This window comes from Undibacterium sp. GW821-FHT07F11, assembly GCF_059418665.1.
In genome coordinates, this window is record NZ_JBWKQH010000007.1 from 1 (window position 1) to 15,051 (window position 15,051).

The 15,051-nt window shown below is 49.0% G+C and carries 11 protein-coding genes; 4 read left to right on the plus strand and 7 right to left on the minus strand.

The window, feature by feature from the left end:
* The first annotated feature begins 402 nt into the window (after positions 1-402).
* The 4 genes from AC07OI_RS17810 to AC07OI_RS17825 all read left to right on the plus strand — a co-directional run bounded on the left by AC07OI_RS17810 (position 403) and on the right by AC07OI_RS17825 (position 8,908).
* Entirely contained in the window at positions 403-1,425 is a 1,023-nt protein-coding gene (locus AC07OI_RS17810; protein WP_495258111.1) for a MerR family transcriptional regulator, read from the plus strand.
* 33 nt (positions 1,426-1,458) lie between these two features.
* Positions 1,459-2,250 carry a fumarylacetoacetate hydrolase family protein gene (locus AC07OI_RS17815; RefSeq protein ID WP_495258112.1) on the plus strand — a complete coding sequence of 264 codons (792 nt, stop codon included), beginning with the start codon at positions 1,459-1,461 and terminating at the stop codon, positions 2,248-2,250.
* Complete coding sequence (locus AC07OI_RS17820; protein WP_495258113.1) at positions 2,237-4,744, plus strand: DEAD/DEAH box helicase; 2,508 nt, start codon at positions 2,237-2,239, stop codon at positions 4,742-4,744. Before AC07OI_RS17815 ends, AC07OI_RS17820 begins: the two co-directional genes overlap by 14 nt.
* A gap of 309 nt (positions 4,745-5,053) precedes the next feature.
* The gene (locus tag AC07OI_RS17825; RefSeq protein ID WP_495258114.1) at positions 5,054-8,908 is read left to right on the plus strand and encodes an EAL domain-containing protein; all 3,855 of its coding nucleotides are present in this window, start codon (positions 5,054-5,056) and stop codon (positions 8,906-8,908) included.
* 24 nt (positions 8,909-8,932) lie between these two features.
* On the opposite strand, the gene trmB is transcribed toward AC07OI_RS17825, so the two are convergent.
* The 7 genes from trmB to AC07OI_RS17860 form a co-directional block, all read right to left on the minus strand.
* The gene (gene trmB, locus AC07OI_RS17830) at positions 8,933-9,649 is read right to left on the minus strand and encodes a tRNA (guanosine(46)-N7)-methyltransferase TrmB (RefSeq protein ID WP_492707992.1); all 717 of its coding nucleotides are present in this window, start codon (positions 9,647-9,649) and stop codon (positions 8,933-8,935) included.
* A 632-nt stretch (positions 9,650-10,281) separates the two neighbouring features.
* On the minus strand, positions 10,282-12,057 hold the full coding sequence (locus tag AC07OI_RS17835) for a hypothetical protein (RefSeq protein WP_495258115.1): 1,776 nt from the start codon (positions 12,055-12,057) through the stop codon (positions 10,282-10,284).
* Between the two features lie 290 nt (positions 12,058-12,347).
* Positions 12,348-12,752, minus strand: coding sequence for a hypothetical protein (locus AC07OI_RS17840; protein ID WP_495258116.1), 405 nt, complete (start codon positions 12,750-12,752; stop codon positions 12,348-12,350).
* A 100-nt stretch (positions 12,753-12,852) separates the two neighbouring features.
* On the minus strand, positions 12,853-13,257 hold the full coding sequence (locus AC07OI_RS17845; RefSeq protein ID WP_495258117.1) for a hypothetical protein: 405 nt from the start codon (positions 13,255-13,257) through the stop codon (positions 12,853-12,855).
* A 10-nt stretch (positions 13,258-13,267) separates the two neighbouring features.
* The gene (locus AC07OI_RS17850) at positions 13,268-13,762 is read right to left on the minus strand and encodes a hypothetical protein (RefSeq protein WP_495258118.1); all 495 of its coding nucleotides are present in this window, start codon (positions 13,760-13,762) and stop codon (positions 13,268-13,270) included.
* A 231-nt stretch (positions 13,763-13,993) separates the two neighbouring features.
* Entirely contained in the window at positions 13,994-14,377 is a 384-nt protein-coding gene (locus AC07OI_RS17855; protein WP_495258119.1) for a hypothetical protein, read from the minus strand.
* A 16-nt stretch (positions 14,378-14,393) separates the two neighbouring features.
* Positions 14,394-14,846, minus strand: coding sequence for a hypothetical protein (locus AC07OI_RS17860; RefSeq protein WP_495258120.1), 453 nt, complete (start codon positions 14,844-14,846; stop codon positions 14,394-14,396).
* Positions 14,847-15,051 lie beyond the last annotated feature (205 nt).

Consider the following 15,051-nt stretch of genomic DNA (forward strand, 5'->3'; position numbering starts at 1 on the left):
TCGGCAATTTGGTTCAGCGTGAAGCTTTGGGCCATCCAGTACGCCAGACCATTTGGGTCTGCTGGACGGTTGAAGTAGGCGATGTAAAGCTTTTGGATGTCTGCTGCTGTGTTGGCCATTTAGAACTCTCGACAAAATTTACAAAGAAAAATGTTGCTAAAATAATAATTCAACATTACCGATCAAAGTATTATAGAAAGTTAAATTTTTATTAGGACAATATTGCGACGAAATGTAACAATTTTTTAAATTTTTGATTGATTCTGTATCAAATATGCCCAATTAGTTATTTTTTGCAATTAATTTTTCATTGCCTTTTCGATTGCACCTGACCTAGGGTAAGGCTTTATCATCCCCGATGTTACTCATGGGCAAATTACTTATGAGCAAATCCAGGAATACATGAAGAATATGAAACTGAAAATAGGTGAACTGGCAAAACGCACCGGATTGACAGTGCGCGCCCTGCACCATTATGACAAGATAGGCTTGCTCTGCCCTTCTGTAAGAGCTGACAACACTTACCGTTTATACGACGATAAAGACGTACTGCGCCTGTACCGTATACAGGCCTTGCGACGCCTGCAACTGTCGCTGGATGAAATCCGCACCATACTTGATGATGAAAGTGTCAGCATGGGCGATATCGTCAGGCAGCAAATCAGCCTGATGGAAAAACAGGCACGTGAAGCACTGGCCTTGCGCGATCACTTGCTCAACCTGTCCGCACGTCTGGACGATACACAGTTACCTGTCGTGGATGACTGGCTGACTGCGCTGGAGATGACTGTCCATAGCGAAAAATATTTCACATTAGCCGAGCTGGAGGCTTTGCGCCACCAGCGAAGATTTGTGGACACGGCAGACAAATCTGCACTCATCCATGCCTTGCGTGACTTGATGCAAAAACAAGTGTCGCCAGAAGATGCGCTGGCACAATCACTAAGTCAGCGCTGGTTGCAGCGTATGCAGGATGAGAGCGGCGGTGACGCTGCGATACTGATCAAGTTTTACCAGATGCAAAGTGAAGAAAAGGCTTTGCAATTATTCTCGGGGCTGAATCAGGCCACGCTGGATTACATGGTACGCGCCCTAGCCTGCGCCAGCCTGCCACTGTACACCGCGTATTGTCAGCCAGATGAAATAGAGATATTGCGCCAGCATGGTTTGGCAGATGCTGCCGCCTGGCCAGCCTTGATCGCTGCCTTACATAAGGAATGTACTGCAGGCAGCCATGTCAGCGATCCCAAAGTGCAGGAACTGGCAAACGCATGGCAAACACTGTCACTCAAGAAAGCAGGCAATAAACCAGCATTGCAAAAGAAAATCCAGCAAGCCTTTGTTGAGCAGCCAGCACTACGCATGGGCATAGATAATCACCTGTTCGGCTATATACAATCAGCATTGAAAACCATGGCGGGATAAAATGCCTACTTTCACTGTTTACCAATTGCCACCATGAATCAAACCAGTGCCAGTTATGCAGCCAGTATTTTGCTGGAGCGGCGACAAAACGGTACGCAGGGCAATGCCCTGCCTGAGCCACATCGCCCAGGTGACCTGGAGGCAGCATTTGCCATTCAATGTGCCGTCAGCAAACTGACGGATCAAGCCATCCTTGCCTGGAAATGCGGTATGCCCGCAGCAGACAAATGGGTAGTGGCACCAATCTATGCAAGTGATGTGCATGAAGCGAATGCAGAAAAAAATGTGCAGCCATGTGCGGTCTGGGCCAGGCATGGCCAGGTGAAGATAGAACCAGAGCTGGCTTTCATACTCGCCCATGATTTACCTGCCAGGACTGCGCCCTATGCATCAGAAGAAGTCGATGCAGCAGTGGCAGAAACCAGGCTGGCACTGGAGTTAATCGACAGTCGCTATACGCATGCGGAACAACTGAATTTTTATGACCATTTTGCTGATGGCTTGTTTAATCAAGGTCTGCTGCTCGGCCCTGTAGTGGATACAAAAATAGCCTGCCAAACCAGGCAGCTCACCATCACGTTGTGTATCGCCGGTCAGGAAAGCGTTACATTGGATGGGCAGCATCCGGCTGGCCAGCCACGCCTGCCCTTGTACTGGCTGGCAGAATTCTTGCGCAGCCAGGGAATGGGCCTGCGGGCAGGCCAGGCCATCATTACCGGTTCATATGCAGGCAGCCCATCAGTGCCGGTTGAAACTGATATTGAAGTACAGTTTGGTGACATGGCTCAGTCAGGTTCAATACAGGTGCGTTTTGAAGGAAAATAAGCCAGCACCACGTGGTTTGCCTGAAGCAACAGGACATTTCCGCCCGCGCATCACCCTGCAAACCCTGCACAGAGGCGACGGCTTGCTGGGTATGAAACCCAGCGGTGATTTTGGGCCACGCGGTGGCAGTGTGACGGTGGTGGAAATCGACTGGCTGTATCACACCGACACTGGCTTGCGCTGGCAAACTGCAGCGCCCACAGCCTTGCTGAACCGCAGACCGCATTCCACTCAATTGCTGCATGATGAACACGGCATGGCACTGAGCCTGCTACGCGATCTGGGTGCGGAAGCAGACGCACTCGACAAGGTTTGGGATATAGGTCTGCAACCCCTGCCTGCTGCCAGCCTGCAATGGCGCAAAGATAGCATCGCAGAAAATTTTGGCCCACTCTGGAGTCTGGTACAAGAAGGATTTTTTGCCGACTTCTGGGCCGAGAAATTACCCGAGATGCAGGCACTGGGCTGGCAAGTCGTGGTGCGCCCCGGCTTTGCGCACGAGAGCGTGCCCGTCGATGCCTGGCATCTCATTATCGATGAAAGCACAGGCGCAATTACCGGCAAGCAGGTAGCGTCGCGCATGCGTGGCCGTAACGAGATCATCACGCCACTTGGTCTGCCTGCGCGTGAAGGCTCATGGATGTTGAGCCTGGGAATAGAAATCGAAGGCGAGGTGCTGGACCTGGTGCCCATGCTGGCACACCTGCTGCAACGCGATGCCCGCTGGCTCAATGCCAGACAGATACGGCAGATTGATGACATGGCCATCATACAATTGCGCGCCCCTGGCGGTAAGCGTATTGATGCCATGGCAGCGCCGCTGAAAGCCATCGTCATCCACATGCTGGATTTGCTGACCGAACGGACGCAGACAGAAGGACCTGTGCAATTATCTTCCTGGGATAGCTACAGACTGGAAGCCCTGCGTGTCAGCCTGCTCGATAGCCAGCCTGAGCGTGCCGGTGAATTTGGTGGCTGGCAATTACAGGGAGATGTGGGCTTGCGCAGCCTGGCACAGCGTCTGAAGACGGTTGGCAGCCCGCGTGCAGTGCTTGCACCAGATGGTCTGGGAGTGACGCTGCGCCCTTATCAATTGCATGGCGTAGCATGGCTACAATACCTGTGCGAGCAACATCTGGCAGGCATACTGGCCGATGACATGGGCTTGGGGAAAACCGCGCAGGTACTCGCTCATTTGCTGATAGAGAAACAGGAAGACAGGCTGGACATCCCTGCCCTCATCGTCTTGCCGACTTCATTAATTTTTAACTGGCAGGCCGAAGCCAGACGCATGGCACCTGCCCTGCGTGTATTGACACTGCAAGGACCAGAACGGGCAGACTTGTTTGCCGATATCCGCCAGGCTGATGTGGTGCTGACGACCTACCCACTGTTATGGCGTGATCTTGAAGTGTTGAAGGCGCAAGAATTTCATTTGCTGATCCTCGACGAAGCGCAAACTGTCAAGAATGCCGCCAGCCGCAGTGCCGATGCAGTGCGCCAGATACACGCCAGGCACAGGCTGTGCATGACAGGCACACCGCTGGAAAATAATCTGGGTGAGTTATGGGCACAGTTTGATTTTTTGATGCCAGGTTTTTTAGGTGACATGCGCAGTTTTTCAAGGCTGTGGCGCAAACCCATAGAAGTCAATGGCGAAACCCTGCGCGCGCAATTGCTGGCGCAAAGGGTGCGTCCTTTCATCCTGCGGCGACGCAAGGATGAAGTAGCGACAGAATTGCCACCCCGCACAGAAGTCATCAAGCGCCTGCGCCTGCAAGGCAAGCAGCGCGAATTGTATGAAAGCGTGCGCGTTGCTGCTGATGAACAGGTCCGCCGCGTCTTGCAGCGCAAGGGCTTTGACGGCGCGCAGATCACGATACTCGATGCGCTGTTGAAATTGCGCCAGGTCTGTTGTGACCCGGCTTTGCTGAAAGGCCAGAACTTGCCGCCAGAGATGGAAAGGGTCAAGCTGGAAATGCTCAGCGATATGCTGCCTGCGCTGGTGGCTGAAGGTCGCCGCGTACTGGTGTTTTCGCAATTTACTGAAATGCTGGAGCTGATCGCTACAGCGCTGACTGAACTGGACCTGGCTTACCTGATGTTGACCGGTAAAACCGCAACGGCCAGCCGTGGTGCTGTGGTAGCCCAGTTCCAGGACAAGCAAGTCCCCATCATGCTGATCAGCCTGAAAGCAGGTGGCGTGGGCTTGAACCTGACAGCGGCAGACACCATCATCCATATGGACCCATGGTGGAACCCGGCGGTGGAAGAGCAGGCCAATGCCCGCGCCCACCGCATAGGCCAGGAACAAGCCGTCTTCATCTACAAATTATTGGTAGAAGGCAGCATAGAAGAGCGCATCCTGGGCTTGCAAGCACGCAAGGCTGCGCTGGCCGAGGGCGTGCTGGGCAGTGATACTGCTTTTGCCAGTAAATTCAGCGCTGAAGACTTGCAGGCCCTGCTGGCACCACTGAGTGCAACCGTAACCTGAAGCCCGTGCGTATCGATACCACAGGTTTAAGAATGAGCACGAGATTTTTCCCTCAGTCTCTTTTATGTCAATTTTACATAATTTGCCTTTTTGTACATTGACAAAAAAACACATATAGCACATCTTATTAGTAAGTGTGTTTCATGTGTGTTACGTTTATGAAATAATTCTATTTAGTAATATTTATTACTGTACAAGAATAGACTCTGCTGCAAATTCAGCCCATCTCAACTGATCCCAGGCTGATGACAGCATACACATAACACCAGGCTTCATCTTCGTCACCGATGTTGAAACGGCAGGTTCTTTATGATGACTACCACACGCAATCGCTATATCAGTATCGTCACGGTACTGTATCTGCTATTTGCACTGGCGTGGATACTATTGTCTGACAGTCTGTTAGCCAGCTTCAGCAATATTGAGGCTATCACCTGGCTGTCAACAGTCAAGGGCGTGTTCTTTGTGATCGTCACAACGGCATTGTTTTTTCTGGCTTTGCGGGCTGTACCGCAATTGCCCGTCCGTAGGCAAGAAGATTTGGGCAGCACATTACTCGAGGTGTTTCACCCACAATACAAAATACGCTGGCTCATTTATTTTTTGGCGATTGCCCTGCCCGTGTCGGTACTGATATTGCGCCTGGCGATAGCCCCCAGCTTTGAAAACCGTCCAATGCTGATCATGTTTGTTTTACCCATCACCCTGAGTGCCATGCTGGGCGGTCTCGGGCCAGGTCTGCTATCAACGGTGATCGCCAGTCTGGGTCTGGCTTATTTCATCATCCCACCACAAAACAGTTTTGCGATCAAAACAACTCAGGATGTATTGCAACTGGGGTTTCTGATCGTCAACGGCATTGCTGTCAGCATACTCAGTGAGGCCCTGCGGGAATCCCTGTTAAAGGTGCAAAACAACCGCAATTTGCTCGACGCCATCATACGTGGCACTTCAGATGCCATTTTCGTCAAGGATTTGAAGGGGCGCTATGTGCTGGCCAATGAATCTGCTGCCAAATTTGCAGGCAAATCGACGCAAGAAATCATAGGCCATGATGATTACGCGCTATTCCCGCAAAAATCGGCGCAACTGATTACGGAAGTGGACAAGGGTGTCATTGCCAGCGGTGAAATACAATCACATGACGAATATATAAATACCTTTGATGGCAAGTCCATGGTGTTCATGGTAACCAAGGGTCCCATGCTGGACAAGGCTGGCAAGGTACAGGGCTTGTTTGGTATCGCCCGTGATATCACCGAACGCAAGGAAGCTGAAGCCGCGCTGAAGGAAAGCGAAGCTGCCATGAAAGTGGCGCAGCGCCTGGCCGCAGTTGGGAGCTGGGACTGGGATGTCCGCACTGACGTGCATACCTGGTCGGAAGAAGTGTATATGATCTATGGTCGTGACCCCACCTTGTCACCGGCAATTTACCCAGAAGTACAACAATACTTCACTCCCGAGAGCTGGGCCAGACTTGCAAGTGCAGTCGAACAGGCATTCAGGACATTTTCCTCTTACACTTGCGATGCGGAGGTCATCAGACCTGATGGCAGTCATCGCTGGATTATCGCCCGTGGTGAAGCCGTGCAAGATGCAGAGGGCAAATTAATCAGGTTGCATGGTAGCGTGCAAGACATCACCGAACGCAAAGTCGCTGCCATGCAATTGCACGCCAGTGAAGAACGTCTGCAAATGGCGATCGCTGCAACCAGCGAGGCGCTCTGGGATTGGGATGTGCCATCAGGCAAAGTTTATCGCTCACAGCGGTATTATGATATGACGGGCTATGCAGAAAGCGAAGATACCCAGGACCTGGAATTTATCAGGCGCCAGGTGTATCCCGACGATGTCGCCATGGTATTGCAACATATCAAAAACTATAGATCCACTCACTGTGGTGACGTGGATTTTGAATACCGCCTGCTAACCAAGCAAGGTGAGGTCAAGTGGGTGCATACGCGCGGCCGTGTTGTCAGCCGCGATGCTGAAGGCAATGCCTTGCGCGTGGTGGGTACTCTGGCCGATATCAATGAGAAAAAAATCATCGCTGCCGAGTTACTTGAAAGAGAACAAAGGCTTGAACGTGTGATGCGAGGTTCTGATCTGGGTTACTGGGACTGGAATCTGATCACCAACACCTTCAAGGTCAGCGACCGCTGGGAAACCATGCTGGGCTACGAGCCAGGTGAAATGAATGTCAGCCCCGAGTATTGGTCAGACCATGTCCATCCCGACGATATGAAAGCTGCGCAAACTTCTCTCGACAGACATATCAAGGGACAAACTACCAGCCACGAAATGGAGTTACGCTTACGCAGCAAATCAGGTGAATGGCGCTGGATACTGACCAGAGGTGCCATCGTGGCATGGGATGAAAATGGCAAACCCCTCATCATGTCAGGCACACACACCGATATCACGGGGCAAAAAATCCTGGAAATGACACAGCGTGAAGCAGCAACCGTATTCTCCAGCAGTTTTGAAGGCATCATGGTGGTTGATCCACGTGGTTGCATCACCAAGATCAATCCAGCCTTCACCCGCATTACGGGATATACCGAGAAAGAAGCCTACGGTAAACCGACCAAGATACTGGCATCCGGCCGCCACAATGCCAGTTTTTATGCCGAGATGTGGAAAGCAGTGAAAGAAGATGATTTCTGGCGCGGTGAAATCTGGAACAAACGCAAGAATGGCGAAATCTTTCCTGAACTGTTATCCATCTCGGCAGTACGGGATGCCTCTGGCGAAATCCAGCATTATGTTGGTATCTTCACCGACATCAGCGAACTCAAGACACATGAAGCAGAACTCGACCGCATGGCCCACTATGACCCGCTGACAGGTGCGCCAAATCGTCGCCTGCTGGCAGATCGTTTGAGTCAGGCAGTCAACCGTGCCAATCGCACCAACAAGTCCCTGGCGGTGTGCTTTCTTGATCTGGATGGTTTCAAGGAGATCAATGACAAATATGGCCACACTACCGGTGATCGTTTATTGATGGGCGTCACAGAGAACCTCAAGCATGTCTTGCGCGCCGACGATACTCTGGCGCGTTTAGGTGGCGATGAATTTGCCGTTCTGCTGTCTGACATCTCGTCCGCAGAAGAAAGCGCCATGATACTGGACCGTGTTCTGATCGGTGTCAGCAAACCCATACAGATAGATTTAAAATCGATCAGTATCTCGGCCAGCATCGGTGTCAGCCTGTACCCTGATGACAATGTCGATGCCGACACTTTACTACGGCATGCCGACCATGCCATGTATCTGGCCAAGGAAGCTGGCAAGAACCGCTACCACCTGTTTGACCCTGAAAACGACCGTAAGGCGCAACAGCGCAGGCAAATACTGGAAAGACTGGAAATTGCACTCGACCAGGATGAATTCGTTTTGTATTACCAGCCCAAGGTCGATTTGATCAGCGGTGAAATCGTCGGTGCTGAAGCCCTGATACGCTGGCAACATCCGAATCGCGGCATACTCTCTCCCGCTGAATTCTTGCCCCATATTTATGGCAGTAAACTAGAGAAGCCTCTGGGCGAATGGGTCATCAAGGCTGCGATACAGCAAGCCTATCACTGGCAATTGCGCGGCATCGCCATCCGCGTTAGTGCGAATATCAGTGCACATCATTTGCTGGCACCAGAATTTTGTGATTACCTGCAAGCTGCCTTACGTGTTCATCCCTACTTCCAGGCCAGCAATTTTGAGCTCGAAGTGCTGGAAACTGCCGCCATTGCGGATATGGAACAAGCCGTCGCAATACTCAACCGCTGCCGTCAGTTGGGGATACACTTTTCACTCGATGATTTTGGTACAGGTTATTCATCACTGACTTATCTGCGCAAGCTGCCGGTCGACACCTTGAAGATAGACCAGAGCTTTGTCCGCGATATGCTGACTGATGTGGAGGATATGGACATCGTCGAAGGCGTGATACGCCTGGCAGGTGCCTTTGACCGACAAGTGATAGCAGAAGGGGTGGAGACCATGGCACATGGTGCCAAGTTGCTGGAACTGGGCTGCCGACTGGCACAGGGCTATGGTATCGCCCGCCCCATGCCGGCAGATCAGTTTATTGACTGGTCAGTACGCTGGAAAACAGAAGCACGCTGGCGCGACCTGCGTACCAAGCCAGCGCTGCAGGTTTTGCAATAGCGCTGGACTTATCTTGAGCCAGGATTATTTTTTACGGAATACCAAATCCCACACGCCATGACCAAGGCGCAAGCCACGGTTTTCAAATTTTGTCACAGGGCGATAATCTGGGCGTGGCGCATAAGCTTCAGCAGTATTTTCCAGTGCAGGTTCGGCACTCAATACTTCCAGCATTTGCACGGCGTATTCTTCCCAGTCTGTTGCACAATGCAGATACCCGCCAGGTGCCAGACGCGAGGCCAGCAAGGCTACCAGCGGCCCCTGTATCAGGCGACGCTTGTTATGACGTGCCTTGTGCCATGGATCGGGAAAAAACACGTGTATGCCATGCAGGGACGCTGGCGCGATCATGTTTGTCAGCACTTCAAAGGCATCATGCTGGATGATGCGCTGGTTTTGCAAACCCATTTCATCCGTCAGCTTGAGCAAGCTACCCACACCAGGGGTATGCACTTCGACCCCAATGAAGTTTTTCTCCGGCATGCTGGCAGAAATCTTGGCACTGGTCTCGCCCATGCCAAAGCCAATTTCAAACACTGTGGGCGCCTGGCGGCCAAATGCCGCATCGACATCCAGCGGCGATTTTTGATAAGGGATGCAAAAGCGCGGGCTCAGGTTTTCTATCGCCCTGGCTTGCGCATCAGACAAGCGCCCGGCGCGGGTGACAAAGCTACGGATGCGGCGCTCAGTAGGATCATAAAACAGCGGCTTCACACCGTCAGCAGGTTTGGAATCAGACATACAGGAATTCAGGAAAGAAGGGGGAGTTACATGCAAGACAACAAATCCAGACCAGGGTTGCGGCAATCATCAAAGCTTTGCGGCTAACGCGAAGAAGCTTGAATGCACCTGTTTGAAATCATTTATTTGACAAAAACAGTATTTTAACAGATAGCAGTTGAAGTAAGAGATTTCACCAAAGACATAATAATTTTTGCATTCTTATTTTTTGTCAGGTCAGCAACGTCTTCGTCATACTTCAAGCAATACAAAAGCAAGGACACAAGCAGGCCAACACGCACGATTGTGTCCAATACCCAGATCACGTCAGTCAATGATTTTACACCCTCCCTCATCGGCAATAAACATATGAACGACTCTATCCAAAATCAGTTTACGCTGTTGGTCCGAAATCTTCCAAAAGCAACTCCACCGCTTGATTGAACTTGCGGATACCCAACAAGGTGTCCTGATCTCAAAATCGATCATTGTTGAACCATGTTTATCTGTGTATAGCAGGGCCTCGCCTTTATACAATATAGTGATATGGTACCAGCCATGCTCGTCTCTACTCGGGGGATATTCTTTTTGCTCTCTTATCTGCCGTCGAAAGTAATACCATTCTGGATCCAACATGCAAAATGGAAAAATAATCATTGTTCAAGCTCCCATGGGAACCGCCATTGACGAATGGCGTTTATATTTGGATTTGGAAAGTCGGGATTTCGATTTCTTAAAATAGGCTGTTCAACACGCCACCAGGTACGCTCACCATGCGGGCCTGTCCGCTTAGCACCAAAAGTAAACGCATTTACATTTCCCTTTGCTTCCTGAGCAAACCTCGCTGAAGCAACATCAAACACTTTAGCTGCATCTTTTGCCGCCATTTCTGACCTTATCAAGTCTTCCGCAGAGACATTCACCCCTTTATTAGGCTTCACTGGAAATAATTGAAGATCATCAAGATATCTGCCACCAGATGTTTGTTCAAGAGTAGTTTTTCCAGTCATGCGGCCGAACCGCTGAGCGTGATTCATATTACCACCTGACCAAAAAACGGCACCATTCGGTTTGCTACTAAAATCCAATGTACTTTTTGCCAGATAGTTTAACTCATCAGATGATGGGATGCTAGCGTCAGCTAATGCTGGCCTACCTAGCCCTGCGTCGTTCAACATTTGTCGTTCCATCGCACCATATTTCCAGTCCCGGGCAGCCGTCGATGCAATACGAAGCTGGTTATTCACCTCATTGCCGAGTGTCAGTGCCTTGGTGGAAATCGCAGGGCTTAAAAACTCACCAATGTGCCCACCCCATCTGCTCAAGTCACTATCATAAGGCAGCAATTCACCATCATATTTCTTGCCAAACTCAAAGGCCTGACCAAGGCGGTTGCTTTGAGGGCCGCCCAAGAATTGATCGTATAAGCCTGCGCCAATGTATCCCCATCCATTCACCGCTGACGCCAACAGTTTAGGAGTACCATTGACCGCGCCTCTTCCAACTCCGTTAATAAACTGCCCGCTGGCATTCACAGCATTTCTCATTTCATTACGGTAACCGATGGGAGGCTCATCACTTACTGCTAGTATTTCCGTCCCACCATTTGCAAAACCAGATCCAGGGTCACTGGTAGGCATAACTTCCGGGTGCCAACGCTTTGAGGGAGTGGACGCAGAATCAGTAGATGAATACAGCCCCAGTCTTCTTGCATTTTCCATTGTTGGTCTGCGATCCGCGGCTCTCATGGCGTCCAAATAATTGCGATCCGCCAATCTCTCTTCTTGAGTGCCAGTGATATGGGCCCAGCTTGTCAGTGGGTCATCTCTGACAGCCATACGTTTTCTCTCATTGAAAACGTCATTTTGCTTCCAATAGTCATTGACCTGATCCCGGCTCACTTGAGCCTGACGCAATCGACCAATATCAGGGCTGGTAATCACCCTGTTCACAGACAATTGATGTGGGCTACTCATGCCATTCAGATTGGCATATTGAATCAATTCATTCGCGCCTGGCGTGTAGCCATACTCTCTCTTGAACAATGCAGTCATCGTGTCACCAGCCTTACTCACATAACGCCTGTCAAAATCACCATCCCGATAGCCTGTTTTTTCTGCACGCAGAAAATCCGATTTCGCCAGTTCACCCGGATCAGATATCACACTATTGGACTCCGGGGGAGTCGGCTGAAATTCTCTGAAGCGGGCCATGTCTTGCCCGTAACCGAAATCAATATCTGCATTACGAGCAAATGGTGGCGGCTCGGATCTTAATTCAAGATCATCACTGCCGATACCCCACGGGGAATAACTTTCATTAGCCCTTTCACCTGATGTATCAATGAGATATGGAAGTCCATCATCTCCAAAAATTCTTTGGAAATATGCCATTGTTTGTTTCCTTTTAAAATTTATTTTGCTATACATATCCTTGCTTGGACGTATGTATAGCTATCAGCAGAACGCAATTTTTTGGACAAAAAAAGAGGCTGTCCCAAAATGGAACAGCCTCTTTCTTGTCATACTTTCCAGGTAATTTTTTCAGCAGGGCCGTTTTATAATCGCAACCAGGTCATTAAACAAACCACTGACAAAAAGACCAGGCTGCTTCAATTTTCGCACCCAAGCCCTTCGGCTATGCCACAGGGGATTTCGCTATGTAATGATCTCCCGTAATACGTCGGCGATACAAATGCCATGCGCCGTTCTGGTTAATTTCAATTTAACCGATCAATCAAACCTCTTATTTCATCACCGAACGGTCTCCCGTTTTCATTTACATACACCAGTAAATTCTCCAGAGCAGTCTCGAATCTCCGTGGCAATTGCGCCGACATATAATCAAGTTGAATGACTGCAGTCACTGCGATGTCCTTGGATGGGGACAGCAGCAAAGCCATCAAAATCGCCAGGCCTTCCCTGTGCTCCAGACAACCAATGGCTTCAGCACAGCGCTCCTGCCAGTAAAGCGGCTTGGCCAGTGTTATGGCAAACAAGACCTCCCAATCATATTTAGAAAATGGCGTTAAGGCTTCTGAGGCGATTTCAAGACTGTATTCTTGCCATGAAGAGGTTTCAGTCCCTATCAGTTTTTCAAATAAATCTACTTTACTTCCATCCATTTTTTTTCCTTAAAATCACCATTACGGATAAATAGGCGACCACACTTAACAAATAAAGCTAGCCTACATCAACACCGTTCATCAGAAGTTCTTCTGCAATTTATTTTAAACGATCAATCAAACCCCTTACCACATCATCGAGCGGTATCTCATTTTCATTTACATAGACCAGCAAATTCCTTAGGGCAACTTCAAATCTCCGCGGCAATTGCGCCGACATGTAATCAAGTTGAATGACTGCAGTCACTGCTATGTCCTTGGATGGGGACAGCAGCAAAGCCATCAAAATTGCCAGACCTTCCCTGTGCTCCAGACAACCAATGGCTTCAGCACAGCGTTCCTGCCAGTAAAGCGGCTTGGTCAATGTTATGGCAAACAAGCCCTCCCAATCATATTTAGAAAATGGCGTTAAGGCCTCTGACGCAATCCCCATGCTGTATTCCTGCCATGAAAAGGTTTCTGCTCCTATCAGTTTTTCAAATAAATCTACTCTATTTTCATCCATTTTATTTTCCTTAAGGTGTGGGAGGTACAATGGGACGTGTCCCGGCAGGAAATGAAGACGTAATAACGCCGTTATCCTTTATCACTTGCCACTGCACACCTCTGTAATTATCAGTGTGCAAAGTGGTCTTCACGCCATTAATATCACGAAGCAGGATTCCTGGTGCATTCGCCGTCATTTGACCAGCCCTTAAAACCTCTACATTATTCCAATCTGGCGGTGCAATAGTGTGTATGTTCGGCGACTTTGCTGCTGACAGCGCATATGTTCCATCTTTTCGAACCACAGGCCCCCTGAACTTATCAACTGAAATTGTATCATCAGAATTAATCACCTTATTGGGATGCATAGTATATAGCGGTGATCTCAAGACATCTGGCGAATGCCCGCCAATAATTTGGTTTGTTCCTGATTTGGCTTCGCCAAAGCCCACCAAAAAACCATCCAGAGGAAATACGAGGCCATTAATATTACTGCATTTAGAATTCATCAATTTTTCACTCAATTGGAAACGCCGTAATTGGTACGTCGAAATTTCGGTCGAAATTAATCCACCAATTTTCGAGTCTTGGAGTAAATATTGTACTCCGGGGTATTAAAGGGTCAGGCATAAATCCACGTCCAACTGTATCTCGAAATTTACCAAAAACAAACTCTCGTAATTAATAAAAATTCTTATCGCTGCGGTGAGCGGTGAATTTTTCATTTAAATACAAGCCAGAGAATTTCCTCTCCTTCAAGAAGAAATATCTATACCGGCAGAAATTAAATCTTCTTTCCATCGTTCGACGACAATGCGATAAATATTTTCAAAGAAACCTCTTGGATTATCAATATTCCAAGCTGTTGGCAAGTAAATAGTGTCGGGCGCGTCATGATCTGGGTGAAATATCTCAGAAAAATCGAAATATTTATTGTCCAACGCGTCCTTTAGCACGCGTACTAATTCAACCTTATGAGCAGGTGTGAGCGCTAAAATTCCTCCACAAAAAAAATAGCGTTCAAATAAATCCTCCAATTGTCCTTGTTCATTTGGATCAAATTGATTGAGTTCTTCACCCAAAGTTTCTTCTCTATCATAGACATCAAAACAGTTCAAGAAGTCTTTCGGGTCGACCATAAAATCTGCGCTGCTGTTAATGTGTTTTAGTCTCATAAGTTTTTATGCCTGATGCATCTCTGCTGCGTAAAGATTGTGCTGCTCTCTTCAGGTAGGCAGGATTCTGAGTACGCTGAATTATCGGATCAAATTTATTGCCTGAAGCGTCGAAATCGTAACGGTCAAAATCACCGTTTAGATAGTCAGCTTTTTCTGCTCGCAGAAAATCTGATTTCGCCAGTTCACCCGGATCAGATATCACGCCTATAGGTTCTGAGTGACTTGGCTGAGATTCTCTGAAGCGGGCAATGTCTTGCCCATAACCGAAATCTATATCTATGCCACGGGCAAATGGTGAGGGCTCTGACCTTAATTCAAGATCAGCACTGTCCATGCTCCATGGAGAATAACTTTCATTAGCTCCTTCGCCTGATGTATCGACGAGATAGGGAAGCCCATCATCTCCAAAAATTCTTTGAAAATTTGCCATTGTTTTTTCCTTCTATAATGAGTTTACCGTAGCGACCCTTGCCTGGGTTTATATAGCTATCAGCAGAGCGCTAATTTTTTATGGAAAAAAAAAGAGGCTGCCCAAGATAGGGCAGCCTCTTTTCCAACATGCTTTGCAAATACTTTGTCTAGCCAGGTAACTTCGTCGTGGCTACAAGATCCTTAAACAAGCCACTGACGAGAGG